Raw genomic sequence first — 21,738 nt, 5'->3', positions numbered from 1 at the left:
CATAGCTTGATGCAAGTCAAGCTGTGCTGAAAGGGAAGGCATAGGGTGACGTTGTCCGGCGGGGAGAGCTGATGAAAACCGCCCGGCAGCATGTTGCCCCCCTTAGAGAGTGGTGTCGTGCCCCGGGGGTGAGGCTTTCCTTCGCTGATCGGACTGTTTTTGTCAGCGCAGGAGCCAGACCATGGCCGCGACAACATTTTATATTCCTTCCGTCAACATTTCAGGCGCAGGCTGTTTGGCTGACGCTGTTAAAACCATCAAGAGCTATGGCTTTAAGCGCGCCCTGATTGTGAGTGATGCTTTCCTTGTGAAGAGCGGTGTCGTCGCACGGATTGCGACCCTGCTTCAGGGGGAACAGATTGATAGTGCCGTTTATGACGGAGTCATGCCGAACCCGACCGTTGCAAGCGTTAATGAAGGCTTGGCGTTGGTTCAAAAAGCGCAGTGTGATTTCGTCATTTCTGCGGGGGGCGGGTCACCTCATGACTGTGCCAAGGGCATTGCACTATTGGCAACAAATGGTGGGAAAATTGCGGATTATGAGGGCGTAGATCGCTCGACGAAGCCGCAATTACCCTTGGTCGCGATTAACACGACGGCGGGTACCGCCAGTGAAATGACGCGCTTCTGTATTATTACGGATGAAGTGCGCCATATTAAAATGGCGATTGTAGACCGTAACGTGACGCCAATGTTGTCGGTTAATGACCCCGAATTGATGGTTGGTATGCCGCCAAAATTAACGGCGGCAACGGGTATGGACGCGTTGACACATGCTGTTGAAGCCTATGTCTCGACAGCGGCAACACCGATTACCGATGCGTGTGCGTTGCAAGCCGTGAAGCTCATTTCAGCGAATTTACGGACCGCCTTCCGTGACGGCAGCAATATGCCCGCTCGTGAAGCCATGGCTTATGCACAGTTTTTGGCAGGTATGGCCTTTAACAATGCTTCTTTAGGCTATGTGCATGCGATGGCTCACCAGTTGGGTGGGTTTTATAACTTACCACACGGCGTGTGTAATGCTGTGCTTCTGCCCTTCGTTCAAAGCTATAATGCACCGAGTTGTGCTGCTCGTCTGGGCGAGATTGCCGCAGCAATGGGCGAGAATGTGGATGGACAAACTGCTGAGCAGGCCGCTCAGACGTGTTTGAATGCAATCCGTAAGCTTGCGGCTGATCTGGAGATCCCATCCGGTCTGACGGCTTTGGGTGTAAAGCGTGACGACATTCCGACATTGGCCGCCAATGCTTTGAAAGATGCTTGTGCGTTAACGAACCCGCGGCAAGGGACCCAGGCAGAAGTCGAGGCTATTTTTGAAGGAGCGTTATAGTCTTTCTAAAAGGTATCATTGCCTTAAGAGGGTCTAGGTGAGCGTATCGGAGAAGAGCGGGCTTTACGTCTTCTTGCGATAGGCTCATGATGAAGAGAACAGACGGCGGCGTCTTCCGGCATATGCGGGGAGGCGCCGTTTGTGTTTTGCGTATGTGATTGGTGAATGGGGAGCATAATGGCAGAGAAGACGGCGCTGTCCGATTATCTTTCGCCGCAAGGAGCGGCCACGATGCGGGCTGAGCTTAAAATGTTAGCTCAGGAAGAGCGGCCTCGTGTGGTTGAGATCGTGTCATGGGCGGCTAGTAATGGTGATCGCTCAGAAAATGCGGATTACCAATATGGCAAGCGCCGTTTGAGAGAGATTGATCGGCGTTTGCGTTTTCTAGGTAAGCGTTTGGAGCGTGCCGTTATTGTGGACCCGGCGGCGCAAACGGTGCGTGATCGCGTATTTTTCGGTGCGATGGTGACGTATGTGGACGAGGACGATACCGAGCATACCGTCACGATTTTAGGGGTGGATGAAGTCGAACTTACGCGGGGTGAGGTGAGTTTGGTGTCACCTATTGCACGGGCTTTGATGCGCACGCGTGTGGGTGATGTGGTGATGCTGCAAACGCCGCGTGGGCCGGTTGAGATTGAGGTCCTACGTATTCAATATCCAGAAATGTGCGTTTGAGGGGAGGGATGTTCGGGGTAAGCGGCTGATGATCGATGCAATACATTTCAAAGCGCACCGGCCATCAGCGTCCCGGCTCAAAAAAGGGCTTTTCTTCGCCATATCGGGCGAACACAAGGCGGCCTGAACTCAAAGCTTCATGCGGCGTGTGACGCTCCGGGTAGTCCGGTCCGGCTGCATCTGCCAGCAGGTCAGTGACTTCAAGGGAGCAGATATACTTCTGGCAGATATGCCCAACGACACAGAAGAAGTCATCCGGGATATGACAGCAACTGCATTAGACGCTCTTTCCTAGAGCGGCACTGAACTGCTTGTATCCTGTCAAAAAAGAACCGGTAATCAAAGCCGCCTTACGACTGGTATCTTAATAAAAAGCGTCACGTGATCGACAACATGTGCGCCAAGCGGAAAAAATGGCGGCGTATTGCCACCAGATATGACCGCTGCGCTCACACATTCATGTCTACAATCCACATCGAAGCAAGCTTCCTCTTCTACTTTGAGGAATGAGCCTAGTGCCGCCATAAGAATAAGCGCGTTTGTATAACGCATGATACGCGCGTCTTTTATTTTGGCTTAGGCCTGAAAAAATACTTTGCGCATTTTAGGCAATTACGGTTGCGGCGGTTCTGTTTTAGAGTGTTCGAAAATGGCGCGGTTTAGCCGTGCTGATGATGGTTTTTAAGGATAAGACAAATGGCAGCCTCCCTTCGCGTCGCCGTGCAGATGGACCCGCTTGAGCAGGTCGATATTAATGGAGATTCCACGTTTGCTTTGATGTTGGAAGCTCAGGCACGAGGGCATAAGCTTTGGGTTTATCCCGTGACGGAACTGAGCTTATCTGAGGGGGAGGCTGGTGATGTCGCCGGGCGTTTGCGTGCGCGTGCACGCTCCGTTGAGGTGCGCCGTCAGCAAGGGGCGCATGCGACGTTCGGTGCGGAAGAGATGTTGTCACTTGCCAGCACGGATGTGGTGTTGATGCGCCAGGACCCACCATTTGATATGGGCTATATTACGGCGACGCATCTTCTGGAGCATGTGCATGGTGTGGGTGAAGGGCGCTCTTTGGTGGTCAATGACCCCGCTGCCGTACGGAATGCGCCAGAGAAATTGCTGGTAACGCATTTTCCACATTTGATGCCGCCGACCTTGATTGCATGGAGTCCGAAGGAGATTGAAGCGTTCCGTGATGTCCATAAAGACATCATTGTGAAACCACTTTTCGGTAATGGTGGTGCGGGTATCTTCCGTATTAAGCCGGGTGACGAAAATTTGAAGTCCTTGCTGGAAATGCATTTTGCGCGCTCACGCGAGCCGTTGATGATCCAGCGTTATGAACCTGCCGTGCGGCAAGGGGATAAGCGGATTATTCTAGTTGATGGTCAACCGATTGGTGCGATTAATCGTGTGCCTGCGGAGGGTGAAGCACGGTCAAACATGCATGTTGGTGGCCGAGCAGTGCGTGTGGATCTGACCGAGCGTGACCGGGAGATTTGTGAAGCAATTGGCCCTTATCTGCGCGATAACGGGCTAATTTTCACGGGTATTGATGTCATCGGCAATTGGCTGACCGAAATTAACGTGACATCACCGACCGGTTTGCAAGAATTGGACCGTTTTGACGGAATTAATAGTGCCGGCTTGATTTGGGACGCGATTGAACGTCGTTTGGGGGCGTCTTAAACGTCCTGTTTCTCTTTGCTAGCTGGTGTTTGTGGCTTTTCCTTGAAGGGATAGGCGGCGGTAAACTCCTCGGGCGTTGTCTCGGGGAGTTTGTCCTTTGTGAGCTTATTATCAAGCCACGGGCGTAATGTGTCCTTAAAATAGAGCAGGTAGACTGTTGGCCAAATAAGCGCCACGAAGCAGATCAGGATGATGTTGAGCATCGTGGAGAGCCCCCATACTTGTTTTTTTTGCACGAACACAAGAAACTACGACATACCATGTCTTGCCAGAGGCCCCCTGACAAGGGCAAGAAGAGGCCAACTATCCGCCCATAGTCTCTTTGTCGGTGTGACAGAGAGCGGAGACAGAAGGTTTCATCACGTATGTCCTCACCTTCATCGCCCCAATCAGCGCTTGATGCTGAAGCCGTAAAAGCGGCGTATCGCCGTTGGGCACGTGTTTATGACACCGTGTTCGGCCGTGTTTCAGGAATGGGCCGTAAGCGCGCGGTAGCTGAAGTAAACGCTTTGCCCGGTGAGCGTGTGCTCGAAGTGGGTGTTGGTACGGGTTTGGCCCTGCCGTTTTATAACCAAAATAAGCGCATTACAGGGATTGATCTGTCAGAAGATATGCTGGAGCGTGCGCGTATGCGTGTGCTGCAAAAAGGTCTGACGAATATTGATGACCTTGTTGAGATGGATGCTGAAGCCACGCGCTTCGAAGATAATAGTTTCGATATTGCGGTGGCGATGTTTGTGGCGTCTGTGGTGCCACATCCGGATCGTTTGCTGGCAGAGTTGAAACGAATTGTCCGTCCCGGCGGGCATATTTTGTTTGTGAATCATTTTTTAGCGCAAGGCGGTTTGCGCTTGGCGATTGAACGCGGCACGGCCAAGGCATCACGGTCTTTGGGGTGGAATACGGATTTCGCGATTGAGACTTTATTGCCACCAGAGGACTTGGCACGTGCAAGTATTCGCCCTGTTCCGCCTATGGGGTTCTTTACGCTCGTGACATTACCGCACGACGGTTCTAAATAACATTTTGCAGCCCTGGTCGCCTGATCGGCGTTTGGCACTGATCTCCTAAAGAGTCGGCGCCGAGACTTCCGACGCTCGCTGTCATAAAGCCTCATTGTTCGAGGCGCCTTGAAGAAGGACAGACTGCGCGATCATGTTGTTCCCGGCCATTACGTCACGCCCGGCTTTTTCAGTGCAAAAGCTGGGCATTTCTTATGTGTTATTGGCACTTTTTGCAGGCTTATTGGGTGGTATTCTTGCTGTCCCTGAGGGCGGCTTTGCGGTAACGCCCGGTTTGGTTTTGTGCCACGGCATTTTAATGGCCTTTTTTGTGGTTGTGCCAGCGTGTTTGGGCGGCTTTGGTCAGCTTCTATTGCCGAAAGAACTGGGTGTAGAACGCACATTATTGCCCGGTATGTCGTTTGCGGGTTTTGGCCTCTTATCCTCTGGTGTTGTGCTGTTGCCGCTTTTGCCTTTGCTGTCCTTATTGTTATGGGCATTAGGTGCAGTGGCTGTTGCGCTGGATATTATCGTGACAGTGCTAGAGGGGCGCTCGCAGGCGTTTCGGGCGTTAACGCCGATGGTTTGGGCATTACTGGTGACAGCATGTGGTGTTGTGGTTGTCGCCCCCGCACTGGCCGCAATGATCACGCGCACAGCCTTGTCCGTTTTGGGAGCTGCGCCGCGTGATGTGCATGTTATGTCGGCAGCGTCTTTTGCGCATGTATTGCAAATGCCAGAGGCCGCTTTGATGTTGGTGCCAGCATTGGGGCTGACATGCTCTTTATTGCCCGTGGGGCGGGGAGCACTCAGTGTGCGTGTTGCACCGTATGCTTTTGCGTGTGCGGGCGTACTCGGCCCAATCTTTTGGCTGGACAGCATTTTTCAACCCTATCCGCAGGCTATTGTACAGGCGATGACATGGGCAACGCAGATGCTCCCCGCTTTCGTGATGCTTGGCGCGCTGTTGCGTGATGTCTGGGTTGAGCGTCGCTCTTTGGACGGTGTGGCGTATTGGGGGCTGGGTGCCCTTTTACTGCTAACGGCCGGTTGGGGGCCTTCATTGCTCATGGTTGAGGGCAGTCACTCGGCGGCGGCTTTTGGCAGTTTAATGGCCGTATGTGGCGGGCTTTATGCATGGCTGAGCAGTTTGTCTGGAGGGCGTGTGCCGGGGTGGTTATGCCGAGGGCATGCGGCGGTAACTCTTCTGGGGGCGTTGTGTTCTTTAACGCCATCTCTGGAGGTTATTGGGGGCGCTGTGATGGGCGTTAGTCTGCTGGGTTTTGTGGCTGTTGGCATTGTTCTCGGTTGGCGTTTCGTTCAAGCTCAGGCTGAGCAGCGTGTGAGTGTTTCATCATGAGTGGTGCGAACGCGTTTGCCGCATTGCGTGCACAGCCCTTTGTAGCTCTTTTGAGTGAGCCGGGAGCGGGCGGAGAATCCTCGCTGCGTGAATGGTTGGCGCTTCTGAAGCCCCGGGTTATTTCGTTGGTTGTTTTTACGGGTGCTGCGGGTATGGCAGTAGCACCCAAATGGCCTTCTATTCCGCTTGGCCTCATTACGATCTTGTGTATTTGCATTGGTGCAGGCGCCGCGGGTGCTATTAATATGTGGTACGATCGTGACATCGACGCTGTGATGCGGCGTACAGCGACCCGGCCTATTCCCGATGGGCGGATGGGGGCAGAGGGCGCGTTATTATACGGGATTGTGCTGTCTGTATTATCCGTTGTGGTGCTGGGTTTGGCAACGAATGCACTGGCTGCCGGTATTTTAGCGTTTTCCATTTTCTTCTACAGCGTCATTTACACCATGTGGCTTAAGCGTCGTACGCCGCAGAATATTGTTATTGGTGGCGCTGCGGGTGCCTTTCCTCCGATGATTGGCTGGGCGGCGTCTATGGATAGTTTGTCCGTTCTGCCTGTGGCGATGTTTGCGATTGTTTTCTTATGGACCCCACCACATTTCTGGTCGCTCTCGCTTTACGCGTGTAAGGATTATGACGCGGCGGGGATACCGATGTTGCCTGTTGTCCGTGGTGCACGTCATACGCGTTGGCAAATTCTGCTCTACACTTTTATTCTTACCGCTTGTTCTTTAGCGCCGTCTGTGACGCATGAATGCGGGTGGTTTTATACCGTGACGACGTCTTTGCTGGATGTAGGCTTTATTGCCTGTGCGGTGCGTGTGCTGCGTGATGAGCAAGATGAACGTGGAGTAAGCTTGACGAAGGATGTACCAGCACGCTTCGCGTTCCGGTATTCATTGGCATATTTGTTTTTGCTGTTTTGTGGCTTATTGGTTGATCGGGTTTTGTTAGCATGACGAAGAGTGACGCTTCTCAAGCGGTATCAGCACGTGCTCGGCACAAAAGCAGAATTATTGGTCTGGTCGGTGGTGTCGGTCTATTCGTTGTTATTATTTATGTGATTACGTTGATACGTTTTTAATTCATATAGTCTGCAAAATGGTCGCATGTTTTTCTATGAGCTTCCCAACATATGGTGGGAAGCTCATCTTTTTAAGGGCAGGTCAGCCTGCTTGTTGGATGGCGGATAAGATCCAGTTTCCACGGCCATCCGCGCGAACAAATGTCCAGAGTTCAGTGACGGTTTGAAGCTCTGTGGAGCTGCCATCAATCACATTGCCAAAGCTGTCGGTGGTGACGTCCGTCAGGCTATAGCGCATAGCAACGGTGGCGTAGGTAAGGCCATTTTCACGCCAGGCTTCGGACAGGTCACCACGTTGGAATTGTACGTTGGAGACGATATTGCGGGCACCACGGCTGGCGAGTTCGGAGAGTTGTTCGTTAAAATAGCTCGCCATTTCAGGTGTTGCCCGGTTGGACAAAGCGCGCATATTTTGGGCGCTCCATGCAGACTGGACGTCCAAAAGGAGCTGCTGGAAGGCGTTATAGTCATCATTGGTTGGCGTGTAAGCGCCGTTATTGGATGACGGTGTAAACGCGGTATTAGCCGTTTCTGTTCGTGAGGTTCTGGTAAAGCGTCGGATGAGGAAGGTGATCAGCCAGCCAAATAGGAGGGCTTGTAGCAGAAATCCAAAAAATGATGTGCCGCCGCCGAAGCCACCAAAAAAGCCATGTCCGCTCAGCATGCCAAAGAGGCCCGCACCTAAGAAGCCTCCAGCGACTCCTGTCATAAAGGGGTGGCGTGCAGCGAAGGAGGGGCGTGCGCCGTAGTTGTTAAAAGGCGGTGTCACCGGACGTGGCGTATTGAAGCCGGCATTTGGGGAAGCAAATGTATTGGGGCTTGGCGCAGGCGTCATGGAGCGGTCCATCGGGCGGGTCCAGCTCGGGGTGATGCTGGTGCGCGGTGGTGCGCTCCATGTATGAGAGCCACGGCTCCCTAGCGAGGCCCCGCCGCCCGGGCGAGCATCAGCCGTGCCAAAGGCACAAAGAAGGGCAGCGGTAAGCGCAACAAAGCGAAAACGGGACATATTTTCCTACCAAGGGGTCTCACTACGTTTCTAGCATGTAGGGAAATTATGGCAGAAGGGAAGGAGGAATGAGAAATTATTATAGGATTATGACATTATAACGTGGGACATGATATCAAAAATAATGAGCAAATAAGATAATTTGCTTGACATTAGGGGTGTTTGTAAAAATATTTAATACTCAAAATTAAGGATTTTATTATATGAAATGGTTTTTTGTGCCCTATAAAAGGTACTTTGATTTTTCAGGTCGTTCTTCGCGTAGTGAGTATTGGTTATATATTTTGTCTACGATTATAGCTATTTTTGTTGTTTCAATGATTATTTTAGCTATATCCATCGCTATGGGTATGAAAGACAATGGTGGTGCGGCCACCTTATTTTATATCGTTTTAGGGTTTTGGGGATTGATCTCTATTATACCGCATTGGGCATTAGTGGTGCGTCGTTTCCATGATCAAGATTTAAGCGGTTTTTTAGCATTGTTGAACTTTATACCTTTTTTTGGGGGACTCATCGTACTCGTATTTATGTGTCTTCCGGGTACACAAGGAGCCAACAAGTTTGGATGGCCCTATAAATCTTAAGTCTTTCGAGAGGTGGCCTTTCCTGCCTAAAACAGGAAAGGCCTTTAATGCTTGATTAGGCGCCCGCTAAGCTCATCCCATGGACGCGTAGGCTTGGGGTCGTGAGGGCAGAGCGGAACTCTAGGTCATTAGCGGCAACAAGGTTGGCCAGCATCGTCCGTAGGTTCCCGGCGATGGTCACTTCCGCGACGGGTTCAGCAACCTCACCGTTACGGATCATAAAGCCTGAAGCACCACGGCTATAGTCACCGGTTAGCATATTAATGGAAGAGCCCATTAATTCAGTGACCATGAAGCCTTCTTTTATGTCAGCACGCAGCTCTTCTGGTGAGAGTGTGCCGGGAGACAGAAAACAGTTTGTGGTGCTGGGCGATGGTGGGCCGGATGTGCCGCGGCTAGCGCGTGCATTACTCTTGAGGCCAAGCTGGCGTGCACTACGGCTATCGAGGAGCCAGTGCTGTAATATGCCATCTTCGACAAGGTTTAGGGCTTCGGGTAGGCAGGCTTCAGCATCGAAGGGGCGTGAAGCGCGGCCACGTAGTAAAAATGGATCATCACGTAACGTCATGCCGCGGGGCAAAACGGGCTGATGCAGTGCGTCTTTTAGAAAAGACGTGCCACGTGCGATGGATGCCCCGTTAATCCCTGAGATGAGATGTCCAATAAGGGAAGCCGCGACGCGTGGGTGATAGATGACGTCATACGTCCCGGTGCGTGGGCGGGTGGGGTTGAGGCGCGCTATAGCCTGTTCTGCTGCGCGGTTGCCGATGGTTGCGGGGCTTTCAAGGTCACTCAGATGGGTGGCGCTGTGGAACGCGTAGTCGCGCTGCATAGTGGCACCACTCCCGGCGAGAACACTGGTGCTGAGTGAGTGGTTGGTGCGTGTGTAAGCACCGATAAAGCCAGCACTCGTGCCTAGGACAATGCTGCTGCGGCCTTGTCCGGCGGAAGCCCCGCTGGAATTGGTGATACCCGTGTGAGAGAGGGCGATGCTCTCTGTTTCACGGGCACGGTCCAGCAATGTGTCCATATCCAGCGTTGTGGGGTCATCTAAATCTAACGTTGAAGCGTCAAAGCGTCCGGTAAGGGCGTTATCTGCCAATCCACTGAAGCGGTCTTCCGGCACGAATTGCGCCATAGCACAGGCTTGCTCAGCGAGTTGTTCAAAGGTGGACTGGTCCAGCAGCGTGGTGGAGACGCTGGCTGAGCGTTGACCACGGAAGACACGCAACCCAAGACGCACGCTTTCAGAGCGCTCAATACCTTCGGGCGTGCCGCAGCGGATAAGGGCAGAGGTCGAATCATCACGGATGAGAAGAGCATCTGCGGCATCCGCGCCGTGGCGTTTTGCGGCTTGAAGGAGCGCTTCAACGGGAGTGGTATCGATCATGCGGCTAACTTTGCTGCAATATCTTCGATTGATGGGACCTTACTGATGGGGCCCATGGCGGTGAAGGTGGGTTTGCCCGCGAAGAGCGTTTTAGCAACGCGTAAGATGTCCTGCTCCGTAACGGCATCAATGCGCTCAATGGTTTCATTGGTGGCAATGGCACGGCCATGAATTTGGAGTTGGCGAGCCAATTGTTCGCAGCGGCTGCTGGTGCTTTCCAAAGACATCAGCAGAGAAGACTTTAGCTGTGCGCGGGCGCGGCCTAGTTCTTCAACTGAAAGCCCGTCTTGTAAGCGGCGGAGTTCATGGATCATGACAGGTACGAGTTCGGCAGCTTCGCTTTCACCCGTGCCCGCGTAAATGCCGAAAATGCCGCTGTCATTAAAGGGAGAAGCGAAGGAATAAACGCTATACACAAGGCCGCGTTTTTCACGGATTTCTTGGAACAAGCGCGAAGACATGCCGCCACCGAGGAGGGTGGAGAGGATCATGACCGGGTAATGATCAGGGTCTTTATAGCTTACGGACGGGAAGCCAAGGAGCAGATGTGCCTGATCCAGTGTTTTGACCGTGCGGTGATCGCCGCCTGTGTAATCCGCATGGCGGGTTTGGGGGGCGTTATGGGTTGGGAGGTCCGCGAAGTGGGTCTTTACCAGTGCGACAACGTCTTCATGGTGCAGATTGCCAGCGGCAGCAATTGTGATGTTGTGCGTAGTGTAGTGTTCACGCATGTAGCCCATTAGGGTCTCACGCGTCATATTGGCGACGAGCTCTTCTGTGCCAAGCGTCGGGCGGCCCATGGGCTGGTCGGCGAAGGCACGCTCTTGGAAGTGGTCAAAGATGATATCATCCGGCGTGTCATTCGCCTGACCGATCTCTTGTAAAATAACGCCGCGCTCGCGTTCAATTTCGGCATCTAGGAAGGTACTGTGGGTGAGGATATCACCGATAATATCAACGCCAAGTGCGAGGTCTTCTTTCAACAGCTTGACATAATAAGCCGTTGTTTCACGGGCAGTATAGGCGTTGATGTATCCACCGACATTCTCAATTTCTTCGGCAATCCGGGCGGCAGAACGGCGTTCTGTTCCTTTAAAGGCCATATGCTCAAGGAAATGCGAAACACCATTATTAGCGGCTGTTTCGTCACGTGTGCCGATGGAGACATACGCACCGAAGGAGACGGTTTCAACGCGCTCCATCCGTTCGGTGACGATGGTCAGACCGTTATCGAGTGTTGTGACGTTGATGGTGTCGGGGAGGGTATGAGGCATTTAGTGTACTTGTAACCGAGGGGAAGAGAATTCTGCACGGGTTAGGGGTTAAACCCGTGCAGGGAATGGATTAGCGGTTGATGTGAGCGCGAACAGCGTTTTGAATCGTGGCGAGTTCGCTGCTGAGGCTGTCATACCGCTCAGGGCGGCTGTGCAGGTCCGCCAGATGTGGGGGGAGTGCTGCATCAAGGCCGGTTGCGGCATGGACAGCCGCAGGGAACTTGGCAGGATGTGCCGTGGCTGCGGCAATCATCGGGATGCCCGGTTCTTGGAACGCGCGCCCGGCAGCAAGGCCAATGGCAGTATGTGGGTCCGCCAGATATTGGCTTTCAGCATAGAAGCTACGCATGGCGGCGCTGGTTTCGTCATCATTCAAGGTTTTACCGTTGAAGAGGGTACGAATACGCTGCCACGCATCTTGTGGGACGTTCATACGGCCCGTGCTGCGGAACTCTTTCATGATTGTGCCGCAGCGCTCTGGGTCACGATCAAGCATTTCGAACAAGAGGCGCTCGAAATTGGAGGAGACTTGAATGTCCATTGATGGTGAGAGGCTTGGCTCAACGCCACGCACGCTCATATCGTTGGAAAGTAGGAAGCGCGTGAGGATATCGTTACGGTTGGACCCGACGCAAAGTTGGCGAATGGGCAGGCCCATTTGCTTTGCGGCCCATGCTGCGAGCACATTGCCGAAATTGCCCGTTGGGACAGCGAAGGAGACTTCGCGGTCCGGTGCGCCAAGCGCTAGGGCGGAGCGTACATAATAGGGAATTTGTGCTGCGATACGCGCCCAGTTGATGGAGTTTACGGCTGAAAGCGAAACTTCATCACGGAAGGCTGTGTCTGCGAACATCGCTTTGACGATGTCTTGGCAGGTGTCAAAATCCCCTTCGACCGCGATGTTCAGGATGTTGTCATCCTGCACAGTGGTCATTTGGCGGCGCTGCACGTCAGACGTGCGTCCCTTGGGGTGGAGAATGACGACTTGCAGGCGCTCACGGCCACGGCAAGCCTCAATAGCGGCGGAACCCGTATCGCCTGAGGTTGCGCCGACGATCGTGACACGTTGGTCACGCTCTGTCAGGACATGATCAAAGAGGCGGCCGAGCATTTGCATCGCCATATCTTTGAAGGCGAGGGTCGGGCCGTGGAAAAGTTCGAGCGCGTAAAGGTCTTGTTCCACTTCGGTGAGTGGTACGACGGCTTTATGAGCAAAGCGGCCGTAAGCGTCCCGCGCCATGTTACGGAGCGTATCACGTTCAATCGCGCCAGCGGTGAACGGGGCCATGACTTCGGCCGCGAGGTCTGCGTATGGCAGGGCGCGCCATTCACGCAGGGTATCGGCGTCAATCTGGGGCCAGCTCTCAGGCATGAACAACCCGCCATCAGGGGCGAGGCCAGCGAGGAGGATATCGGCGAAGTTCGGGGCGTTGGCGGCGAGGCCTCCCCGTGTCGATCGGTAACGCATGTCAGGACTGTATCACGCAGAGTTAGGGCAAGGCGATGCGCAGAATATGCGGCACGCCGTTTTCTATGGTTTGAACGGCAATTTTCAAGACTACGCTGTGCTGTGGTGCGGGGTTAAGTACGGTCATAGCGGTTGCATGCGTCAGGCGTGGGTCGGTTAAGAGCGTGCTGGGAAGGCGACTCGGCCCGAAAGCGATGAGGGCGCCGTGATCAATATCAGCCATGAGGAAGGTTTCGTCTGGGAGAAGCGCGATGCCGCCAAGGCTAGGGGGCTTCCACCATTCCGTAATGCCTTCCACCTGTTCGACCGGTGTGAAATTAGGATCGGTGAAGAGGGTGGGGTCAATACGGTAGAGTGGCCCACAGGCTGGACCGTAAAAGAGCCATTGCTGTGTATGGTTTTGGAGCAGGAAACGGACATTGCCCCCAGTGCTAGGGATGCCTTGGGCATTGCGTAATATTTGTCCGTTTTTCTTGAGGGCTTTGCGGCCAATTAAGGATGCATCTGCCGTTAAGAAACGCTGTGTATGGCCTGTTTGAAGAGAGGCCACGATAAGGGCTGGGCTCCCTTCATCGACGAGGAATGCGGTTGTACCTCGTATTTGAAAGGCGCTGAGATGACTTGTAGGGAGGGCTGCGCCTTTGAGAGTGATATGCGCGTTGACGGTGCCATTTTTTGTAAAGGCGTAGAGTTCTGGCTGTGGGGCGGCGGTGAGGCCCCAGACCGTATTGTCGTTCGTTGCTAGTGCGCTGAAGGTAGGGGCAATAGGCGTGTTATTTTCGGTCAACGTCAATGGGATGACGTGAGTATCATCCACGAGTGCCACTTGCCCCTGCGTGGTGAGGCCGAGGAGCGTAGAGTCGTCTAAGGAGAGTAAGCTCCCCGCGGCAAGGGTAGGAAAAGCTGTATCTGCCGTGATGGATGGCGGAGGTTGCGGGGTAGAACCATACGCTGGGATGACAGGGGCTAAAGCGAGCGTTGCGGCTGCAAAAGACAGCGCAAGTGCGTGGCGCAGGTGGGAGGCATATCTCATGGTGTAAAGAGATTGTCTCCTCTGCGCGCTTTGGCAAGTAAAAAGACGGTGCTGGTTTATAAGTGGTGTTTTTATGCGGATGTTAGCTCTTTGATGCGCTGTGTTGTTGAAGCATTTTCTTCTTTGAGGCGCGTTAGAATGCGGGGGGCAGCATAAGGGTTGGAGAGCCATGGTGAGTGTGTATGTTCTGTGGGGAATAGTATGGCAGCATGCATCATTAGGGCTGCATCTTCCGTATGGCACTCAATGGACCAGCGTTTATCGGGCATTAGGGCGGTGAAATGGCCTGTGTCTGTTTTGCGGACTTCGATGGCGAAGGTTCGTGTCGTCGTTCCACGGCGGATTGTTGCGTAAACAAGGCCGGGGGCTGAGCCGGTTTTCTGTTCAAGAAACACAGGGTTTTCTCCTCGGGCTAGGTTCCTCTGTGTCCATAGAGTGCGCAGTATTTGGTAAATAAAGTACTAACCCTCAAGGTGGAGGAAAGTATGGGCTAGCTTTAAACGAAAAAAACCGACAGTTTTTAAAGATGACGAAAAATTCTGCACGGGCTGAGGCTGATGATGGGTTGGCATTATTGGCAGAAGGAAAAGTTGAGGATGCTCAACATATTTTCCGTACGATATTAGAGCGGGATTCAGAGCAAGCAGAAGCGTGGCATGGGCTCGCTTGTTGTGCGCGGCATCATGGGAATGCAGCATCTGCGGTCGCCTTGGTCGGGCGTGCTTTGCGTTGTGCAGTTGTTACGGATGAACAGAGGGCACGGTATCATATTACTTTGGGTGCGGCTCTTTTAGCGTGTGGTCAGGCTGAGGCATCGCGGGCAGCATTTTCCGTCGCACGTACTCTCAATGCTTGTGATCCACGGGCATTAAGTGGGTTAGCCGAAGCTTTGGTGACCTTAGGTCGCCCCCAAGAAGCACGCTCTGCTTTGGAACATGCGGTGACGTTGGCGGTGGATGATGCGCCAATTTTGACGCGTTTGGCTGAGCTGCATTTAGAGGCAGGGGCGTTAGAAACAGCGATTATATGTTTTCGTCGTGCCGCAGAGCGGACGCCATCGGATGGGCGGGCATGGGCTAATCTTGGTGTGGCGTTTTATCAGGGAAGCTTGGCGACGCCCTCTTATTTGGATGAGGCACATTTTGCTCTCGAACGTGCCGTTGCTTTGGGGGCTGACACGGCGGAGACACTTAATACGCGCGGGTTGGTGCGTATGGCATGTGGTGCGTTAGAGGCGGCGCGTGCAGACATGGAGGCGGCCTTGGTGAAGGCGCCGCAGAGCAGTGTTATTGTGAATAATTTGGCCACGCTGTTGGAAGAACTAGGGGAAGCGGAGCGCGCAGAAGCGGTGTATGAGGCCGTAATGCAGCGTGAGACGGGGGGCTTGCAGGCGCGAAGCCGCTTCAATCGTGGAACATTGCGTTTGGGGCAGGGGCGTTATGCGGAGGGCTGGGCTGATTTTGAAGCGCGTCGGGCTTTGGTGCCGCCGTCATTATTGGATGTGCCGTTATGGGATGGGCAGGCCGGAATTGGCCCTATTGAGATTACGGCAGAGCAAGGGTTAGGCGATCAGGTTCAGTTTCTACGTTATCTTCAGGAGGCCGTGCGGCGCCGTCCTGTGCGCTTGCGTGGGCCTATCGCCGTTTTAGCGCGGTATATGCAGCACGTGCCTGAAGAGCGTATTTTGGACGGGGACGGCCCTGTTGATGCGCGTGTTAGTCTTTTAAGTTTGCCGGCTGTTTTGCAGGAGGGGGCACCATCCTCTGCGCCTTATCTGCACAGTTCATCTGCAATAGAGCCTTTGCGTGTTGGTGTGTGTTGGGCTGGCAGCGCGACATATCGTTTTGACCGTCGACGTTCTGTTACGTGGGATTGCTTGGCGCCGTTACAGGGTGTTGGTGGTATTCGTTTGGTCTCTTTGCAGCGCGGTGCAGAGGTTGCGGGGTTGGAGCAACCGACGCTGGAGAGTTTGGATGACCTAGTTCGTGAAGTGGGTCGTTGTGCGCTGGTGATTTCGGTGGATACGCTCGTGGCGCATATTGCTGGGGCGATTGGCCGCCCTTTATGGCTGCTTAATCGCTATGGTGGGGATTGGCGTTGGCGGCAGCCAAAGGCGTGGTACGGGTCATGTGAAAAGGTTTTTCAACCGCACTCTGCGGCCCCACCACCAGAATGCTGGGTACCAGTCATGGATAAACTCGTGGCAGCGTTGGAGCAGTGGGGCCGTGGAAAGGGCTAGAAAGGCGCAGGTATAGCGCTTTCAGTCGTTGGAGCCGTTTTTAGGGATGTCAGGAGTACGTCCCGAATATGGCGGATACGCTCTGGCTCGCGTAACTTCTGGCCGAGTAAGTCTTTGACGTAAAAGACGTCCACCGCGCGCATGCCGTATGTGGTGATATGGGCAGACGCAATTTGCAGGGCCTCTGTGCTGAGGGCGGTGGTGATGTCATATAGGAGGCCGGGGCGGTCACGGCCATTGACTTCAATGATGGTATGACGGTCAGAGGCGGCGTTGTCGATGACAACTCGTGGAGGCACATGAATAGCGCGCATACGTCGGGACATGCCGAAGCGTTGTGTCTCAGCTAAGCTTTTAGGGATGTTCAAGCGTCCAGAGAGCGCTTGTTCGATAAGGGTATTGAGGCGGCCCAATTGGTGCGGGTCTTCAAACGCGCAGCCTTGGTTGTCTTGTACCCAGAATGTATCTAGGGCCATGCCATCACTTAACGTATGAATGCGGGCATCAACGATGGATGCACCTGCGACAGCAATGGCACCTGCAATCTGAGCAAAAAGCCCGGGGTGATCCGCGCAGAGAATGGTCATTTCTGTGACGCCACGGTCAGGGATGGGTGTGGCTTCTACGGTAATAGGGGCATGGTAGCGGTCTGAATCATGGACCATGCGGGCGTGGCGGATATGGGTGTCTGTGTCAAAGCCGAGCCAATAGCTGGGGTAGCCCAATTCGAGGAACTGCTGGATGCTTTCCTCTGGGAGCAACTCGGTGAGGTTTTCGCGGGCTAATTGGCGGGAATGGGCTACGCGTCCATCTTGTTCGGAGGCGGCCATGCCGCCTTCAAGGACTTCGGCTACGCGAGAATAAAGCTCTCGGAGGAGGGTCGCTTTCCACGCATTCCAGACTTTTGGGCTGACGGCCCGCATATCGGCAATGGTGAGCAGTAATAGCAGTCTGAGGCGCTCAGGGGACTGGATAGTATCGGCCAGATCCAGAATGGTGCGCGGGTCATCAATATCGCGTGTGAAAGCGGTGTGTGACAGTAAGAGATGGTGCAGGACAAGCCAAGAAACGGTGTCTGTTTCTTCAAGGTCTAGGCCGAGACGTGGGCAAATATCGAGGGCTAGCTCGGCGCCAATTTCAGAGTGATCACCGCCGCGCCCTTTGGCAATGTCATGCAGCAAAACGGAAACATAGAGGGCTTTGCGCGACCATAAATCACGCGTGAGTTCATAGGCTAGCGGGATTTCATCTGCCATACGCCCGGCTTCAATTTCACCGAGGATACGTACGGCCTCAATAATATGCTCGTCGACGGTATAGATATGGTAGCTGTCGAACTGCATTTGCCCGACAACGCGTGACCAATCTGGCAAAAGGTGCCCGAGGAGACCTGTATCGTTGAGAATGGGAAGCCAAAATGGTGCTGGGCTGTCCGGCTGGTGGCTAGGTGCGCGGAGCAGTTCTAGGAATAAATGAGCGGTTTCTGGGTCGTCCCGTAGGGAGACGGCATAGCGTTCGTGCCGGATGAGTTGTTGCAGCGCCAAGGGATGAATTTCACATTCATGGCGGCGTGCGCAGTCCAGCATTTGGAACATGAGGCGCGGATTATCGGCAAAGTCCATATGATGGCCGGGAAAGAGTTTCCCTGCAATCATTTGGAAGCCTTCCGGGCCGGGGGCTGTGAGGGCAGTAGTGCCAGATTGGCGTGTTTCGAGATGTGTGAGCACAATTGGCTCAAGCAGATAGGTAAGGCGCAGGACATCGCGTGCGGTGAGGAAGTAATGGCGCATAAAGCGCTCAACCCCACGCTGGCGGCCATGGGTAGCGTAACCCATGCGGCCCCCAATGATGGGTTGGACATCAAAGGTTAAGCGTTCTTCAGCACGGCCTGTGATGTAGTGTAGATGCAGTCGTACGGTCCAAAAGAAGTTCCATGCGCGGCGTGCGCGGTGGGCTTCCCGGTCTGTCAGGAAGCCAAGAGAAACGAAAGACGGGCCATGTGCGGCTTGTGATGTTGTCTCTTCTTCCGTGCCTGTGAGGGGTACGGGGCAGCCGAGGGCGGCGCGTCCTAGCCAGTTCAGCGTTTGGAGGTCACGTAAGCCGCCGCGGCCTTCTTTAAGGTTGGGCTCGACCATGGAGAGCGTATCGCCCAGGCGTTTATGGCGGCGACCGCGCTCTTGGATTTTACCGTCAATAAAGTTGGCGAGTGTTCGCTCTTGTAAGTCTTCGCTCAGTCGGCCGCGCAGATGTGCGGCGAGAGCAAGGTCACCGCAAATGGGACGCAGGTCGAGTAAAGCTGTGCGAATGGTGATGTCAGTGGCGACGTCATGAATACAGTCGGAGAGAGAGCGTGTGGCATGGCCAACGCGTAAGCCTAAGTCCCACAGAGCGTAGAGAATAAACTCAATACGTGCGGTTGCTGCGGGAGAAGGTGTTTCATCCGTGAGGAAAAGGACATCAATATCGCTGAAAGGAGCGAGAAGCCCTGCACCGTAACCGCCTGTTGCACAAAGGCAAAGGCGGCTTTGTCCTGAACTATCGGCTGTATTTATGCGGGCCTTGGAAAATAGCACAAGGGCGCGGATGGCTTCATCCGTCAGGGCAGCAAGGGCATGGGCCGCGGCAACGCCACTGAGGCGACGTTTTTCGAAATGTTCACGGATTTCAGCCTGTCCAGCACCGAGGTGACGGCGCAAAGCCATCAAAATCTCGTCACGCGGGATCTCACCACCGGAGTGGGGGGCGGTGGCAGTCTGCTGCGGCGCGTCAAGCTGCTCCAGCAAGGCATGGAGCGGGGAGAGGGGCTGAGTGTCGCCAGCGAGGCGATGAGAGCGCGAGTCGGACAGGGTTTTTTCCGTAAGCTTAGCAGCGGGAAGAATCTGATCTTCGCCCGATTGTGTCACGTTTTTCAAGTGTTCTCTCCGGTCGTGACGAGTTCTTTAAGCGCATAGAGGGCTGATAAGGCCTCCCTAGGAGACATGGAATCTGGGTCGAAGGTCTTCAAGGTTTCACGCAGCGTATCAGGCTCGGAGGGGGCCGCGGGTGGGTTATCGGGTGCGGGAGCCTCTAAGGCTGCATCAAATAATGGCAAAGACGGGCGGCTTTGGGCGTGTTGTTGTTCTAACGTGGCCAGTAGGCGTGAGGCGCGGTCAATAACAGTAGCAGGAACGCCCGCGAGGCGTGCGACGTGTAGGCCCCAGCTTTTGCGCGCAGCGCCGGGACGCACTTCATGCTGGAAGACGACTTTATCGCGCCATTCCCGCACGGCCATGGTGCAGGCTTGCAGGCGTGGCAGAGCATCGGTCAGGGCATTGAGTTCGTGGAAATGTGTGGCGAAGATGGTGCGAGCGCCGAGATGGCCGTGAAGGGCCTCAAGTGTGGCCCATGCAATGGCGAGGCCATCTAGCGTTGAAGTGCCGCGCCCGATTTCATCAACGACGACCAAAGAGCGTGGTCCTGCTTGGTTCAGAATGGCCGCAGCTTCGGTCATTTCCACCATAAAGGTGGAACGGCCGCGTGCGAGGTCATCTGCGCCACCTACGCGGGAGAAAAGGCGGTCTACTACGCCGATTGTCGCGCTTTTTGCCGGTATGGGTAGGCCAGATTGTGCCAGAATAACCGCAAGAGCTGTTTGCCGTAGGAAGGTGGATTTACCAGCCATGTTCGGCCCTGTGAGGAGCATCACGCGCCGGTCAGGCTCTAGCGAGCAATTATTAGGGATGAAGCGTGCATCCGCAGAGCCAGATTCAGCAATGGCCGCTTCAACGACGGGGTGACGACAGGCGGTGAGCGTGAAGTCTGTACCATTGGTGATCTGTGGGCAGCACCAAGTGCCGCCTTGTGCCAAGAGCGCACAGGCGCGCAGGACGTCCAGTGTTGCGAGTGCTTGGGCGACGTCTTCGAGCGCGGGTGTTGCGAGGGCTTGCGTGCAGAGGCCGTCAAAGAGCGCCCGTTCCCGGCGGGAGGCTTTGTCGGCGGCTTCGAGTATGGCTTGGTCTAAGGTTGCGAGTTCTTCTGTCGTGAAACGTGCGAGGCTGGCTGTGCCTTGGCGGAAGGAGAGTTCGGGGTTGTCACGCAGTTTGGTGCCATGTGTGGCGGGGACTTCAATGACGTAACCGAGTTGTGCGTGGTGTTTGATTTTCAGGCTATTGATGCCGAAGCGCGCGCTGAGGTCACCTTGCATGCCAGCAATAACGCGGCGGCTATTATCGCGCAGGCTGCGGTGGTGGTCGAGTTCTTCATCATAGCCTTTGGCGATGACGCCGCCATCATCCAACCGTGCGGGGAGTTCTTCTGCTAGAGCAGATTGTAAGCGCGCGAGTAAGCCTTCTGCACGGCCATAGAGCGCGGCGAAAAGAGTGCGGACGTGGTGTGGTGTGGCATCCGTGCAGAGAGGCTGAAGGAGTGCTGTGGTGTCATCCGCTGCAATGAGCGCATCACGTAGGGCGGCGAGGTCACGTGGTTGGCCACGTTGGGCAGACAGGCGGCCAAGGGCGCGTGCGACATCGGGGGTACGGCGTAAAATAGTGGCGAGGCCATCATTGAGGCCGGATTGCTCATTGAGCCAGAGCCATGCCTGTTGGCGGGCGGTGATAGCGGCGGCATCTGTGAGAGGTGAGGATAGCCACTCGGCAAGAAGGCGCGAGCCTGCCGCAGTGGTGGTGCGGGAGACGGTGCCGAACAGGCTGTATTTGGTTTCGCCGTCACGTGTGCGCAAAATGTCGAGGCTATGGCGGGTTGCGGGATCAATGCCGAGTACGCCGTCGAGCCCTTGTGTGGTTGGGCGTGAAATGCGCGGTAGCGCACCGGCTTGGCTGCGCTGGACATAACCGAGCACCATGGCACAAGCGATGATGTGTTCTGGTGCGAAATCCCCGAGCGCTTCAATCTGAGCGACGTTAAAGGCGCGCGAGATTTGTGTGCGTGCGCTGTCGAGTGAGGGAATGCTGGGAACGGGGGCGAGGCGCTGCGCGTGTTCGGGCGGCAGGAGATCCGGGATAGAGAGGATTTCGGTTGGGTCAAGCCGGGCCAGCAGTTCGGGCAGGGCGTCTTGGGAGGTCGTCGCCGTTTCAAATGCGCCTGTGGAAATATCGATCCATGCTGCGCCTAGTGTCTGGCTTTGACCACGCATGGGCGAGGGGGCAACCGCGAAGAGGAGGTTCGCGCGGCCTGCTTCGAGAAGTTCGTCCTCGGTCAACGTGCCGGGGGAGACAACGCGGACAATGGCGCGTGGCAGGGGGCCTTTTTGACCCTTTTGTGGTGCTTGTGTTTGTTCAGCAACCGCGACACGAAAGCCCCGGCGGATTAAGCGTGCGAGATAAGCCGGAGCGGCCGAAACGGGGACACCGCACATGGGGATAGGGTCGCCCGCGTGGGAGCCGCGCGTGGTGAGCGCAATGTCGAGCGCATGGGCGGCAGCCTGTGCGTCAGCAAAGAAAAGCTCATAGAAATCACCCATACGGAAGAACAGGAGCGCTTCTGGCTCCTGTTCTTTAAGGGCGAACCACTGTGCCATGGCCGGAGTGGCCTTGGCGGCGGATGACGGGGGCTTGAGGGAACCGATGGGTCCTATCTCCGGTTGAGCATAAAAAAGGGCCTC

Annotated in this window: 18 protein-coding genes; 9 read left to right on the top strand and 9 right to left on the bottom strand. The window is 54.9% G+C overall.

All coding sequences use genetic code 11. From position 1 onward, the window contains the following. Positions 1–181 precede the first annotated feature (181 nt). From yiaY to gshB, 3 genes are all read left to right on the top strand, one after another. Positions 182–1,333 carry an L-threonine dehydrogenase gene (gene yiaY, locus KB213_RS07780; RefSeq protein ID WP_211681904.1) on the top strand — a complete coding sequence of 384 codons (1,152 nt, stop codon included), beginning with the start codon at positions 182–184 and terminating at the stop codon, positions 1,331–1,333. A gap of 177 nt (positions 1,334–1,510) precedes the next feature. Continuing rightward, a complete protein-coding gene (greB, locus tag KB213_RS07775) occupies positions 1,511–2,011 on the top strand; it encodes a transcription elongation factor GreB (protein ID WP_211681903.1) in 501 nt (166 codons plus the stop codon). Between the two features lie 696 nt (positions 2,012–2,707). Then, positions 2,708–3,694, top strand: a complete 987-nt coding sequence (gshB, locus tag KB213_RS07770; protein ID WP_211681901.1) for a glutathione synthase — start codon at positions 2,708–2,710, stop codon at positions 3,692–3,694. On the opposite strand, the gene KB213_RS07765 is transcribed toward gshB, so the two are convergent. Further along, positions 3,691–3,897, bottom strand: a complete 207-nt coding sequence (locus KB213_RS07765) for a hypothetical protein (protein ID WP_211681899.1) — start codon at positions 3,895–3,897, stop codon at positions 3,691–3,693. The two genes, gshB and KB213_RS07765, sit on opposite strands and share 4 nt — an antisense overlap. 162 nt (positions 3,898–4,059) lie before the next feature. Here KB213_RS07765 and KB213_RS07760 point away from each other — a divergent pair, with 162 nt between their 5' ends. The 4 genes from KB213_RS07760 (at position 4,060) to KB213_RS13010 (ending at position 7,142) form a co-directional block, all read left to right on the top strand. Further along, complete coding sequence (locus KB213_RS07760) at positions 4,060–4,716, top strand: class I SAM-dependent methyltransferase (protein ID WP_211681897.1); 657 nt, start codon at positions 4,060–4,062, stop codon at positions 4,714–4,716. A gap of 133 nt (positions 4,717–4,849) precedes the next feature. Next, entirely contained in the window at positions 4,850–6,055 is a 1,206-nt protein-coding gene (locus tag KB213_RS07755) for a hypothetical protein (RefSeq protein ID WP_211681895.1), read from the top strand. After that, the gene (locus KB213_RS07750) at positions 6,052–7,017 is read left to right on the top strand and encodes a heme o synthase (protein WP_211681893.1); all 966 of its coding nucleotides are present in this window, start codon (positions 6,052–6,054) and stop codon (positions 7,015–7,017) included. The genes KB213_RS07755 and KB213_RS07750 overlap by 4 nt, the downstream gene beginning before the upstream one ends. Further along, positions 7,014–7,142: a hypothetical protein gene (locus KB213_RS13010; RefSeq protein ID WP_282958320.1), complete on the top strand. Its 129-nt coding sequence runs from the start codon at positions 7,014–7,016 to the stop codon at positions 7,140–7,142. Before KB213_RS07750 ends, KB213_RS13010 begins: the two co-directional genes overlap by 4 nt. 82 nt (positions 7,143–7,224) lie before the next feature. Here KB213_RS13010 and KB213_RS07745 read toward each other — a convergent pair whose 3' ends face one another. Next, entirely contained in the window at positions 7,225–8,148 is a 924-nt protein-coding gene (locus KB213_RS07745) for a Tim44 domain-containing protein (protein ID WP_211681891.1), read from the bottom strand. 203 nt (positions 8,149–8,351) lie between these two features. Here KB213_RS07745 and KB213_RS07740 point away from each other — a divergent pair, with 203 nt between their 5' ends. Beyond that, on the top strand, positions 8,352–8,735 hold the full coding sequence (locus KB213_RS07740; protein WP_211681888.1) for a DUF805 domain-containing protein: 384 nt from the start codon (positions 8,352–8,354) through the stop codon (positions 8,733–8,735). 55 nt (positions 8,736–8,790) lie between these two features. On the opposite strand, the gene KB213_RS07735 is transcribed toward KB213_RS07740, so the two are convergent. From KB213_RS07735 to KB213_RS07715, 5 genes are all read right to left on the bottom strand, one after another. Then, positions 8,791–10,125 carry a TldD/PmbA family protein gene (locus KB213_RS07735; protein ID WP_211681886.1) on the bottom strand — a complete coding sequence of 445 codons (1,335 nt, stop codon included), beginning with the start codon at positions 10,123–10,125 and terminating at the stop codon, positions 8,791–8,793. Beyond that, positions 10,122–11,399 (bottom strand): M16 family metallopeptidase, encoded by a 1,278-nt coding sequence (locus tag KB213_RS07730; protein ID WP_211681884.1) that lies wholly within the window; start codon positions 11,397–11,399, stop codon positions 10,122–10,124. Before KB213_RS07730 ends, KB213_RS07735 begins: the two co-directional genes overlap by 4 nt. 70 nt (positions 11,400–11,469) lie before the next feature. Then, positions 11,470–12,867 (bottom strand): threonine synthase, encoded by a 1,398-nt coding sequence (gene thrC / locus KB213_RS07725; protein ID WP_211681882.1) that lies wholly within the window; start codon positions 12,865–12,867, stop codon positions 11,470–11,472. 22 nt (positions 12,868–12,889) lie between these two features. Next, positions 12,890–13,900 (bottom strand): hypothetical protein, encoded by a 1,011-nt coding sequence (locus tag KB213_RS07720; protein ID WP_211681880.1) that lies wholly within the window; start codon positions 13,898–13,900, stop codon positions 12,890–12,892. Positions 13,901–13,971: 71 nt separating this feature from the next. Then, a complete protein-coding gene (locus tag KB213_RS07715) occupies positions 13,972–14,295 on the bottom strand; it encodes a hypothetical protein (protein WP_211681877.1) in 324 nt (107 codons plus the stop codon). Between the two features lie 131 nt (positions 14,296–14,426). Here KB213_RS07715 and KB213_RS07710 point away from each other — a divergent pair, with 131 nt between their 5' ends. Beyond that, complete coding sequence (locus KB213_RS07710; protein WP_211681875.1) at positions 14,427–16,139, top strand: tetratricopeptide repeat protein; 1,713 nt, start codon at positions 14,427–14,429, stop codon at positions 16,137–16,139. On the opposite strand, the gene KB213_RS07705 is transcribed toward KB213_RS07710, so the two are convergent. Continuing rightward, positions 16,136–19,051, bottom strand: coding sequence for a [protein-PII] uridylyltransferase (locus tag KB213_RS07705; protein ID WP_282958319.1), 2,916 nt, complete (start codon positions 19,049–19,051; stop codon positions 16,136–16,138). The two genes, KB213_RS07710 and KB213_RS07705, sit on opposite strands and share 4 nt — an antisense overlap. Next, positions 19,048–21,654: a DNA mismatch repair protein MutS gene (gene mutS / locus KB213_RS07700; protein WP_211681873.1), complete on the bottom strand. Its 2,607-nt coding sequence runs from the start codon at positions 21,652–21,654 to the stop codon at positions 19,048–19,050. Before mutS ends, KB213_RS07705 begins: the two co-directional genes overlap by 4 nt. Positions 21,655–21,738 lie beyond the last annotated feature (84 nt).

Source organism: Neokomagataea anthophila (assembly GCF_018122595.1).
Lineage (GTDB): Bacteria > Pseudomonadota > Alphaproteobacteria > Acetobacterales > Acetobacteraceae > Gluconobacter > Gluconobacter anthophilus.
The sequence above is the reverse complement of the archived record's forward strand: the minus strand, read 5'-3'. Positions and strand labels throughout refer to the sequence as shown.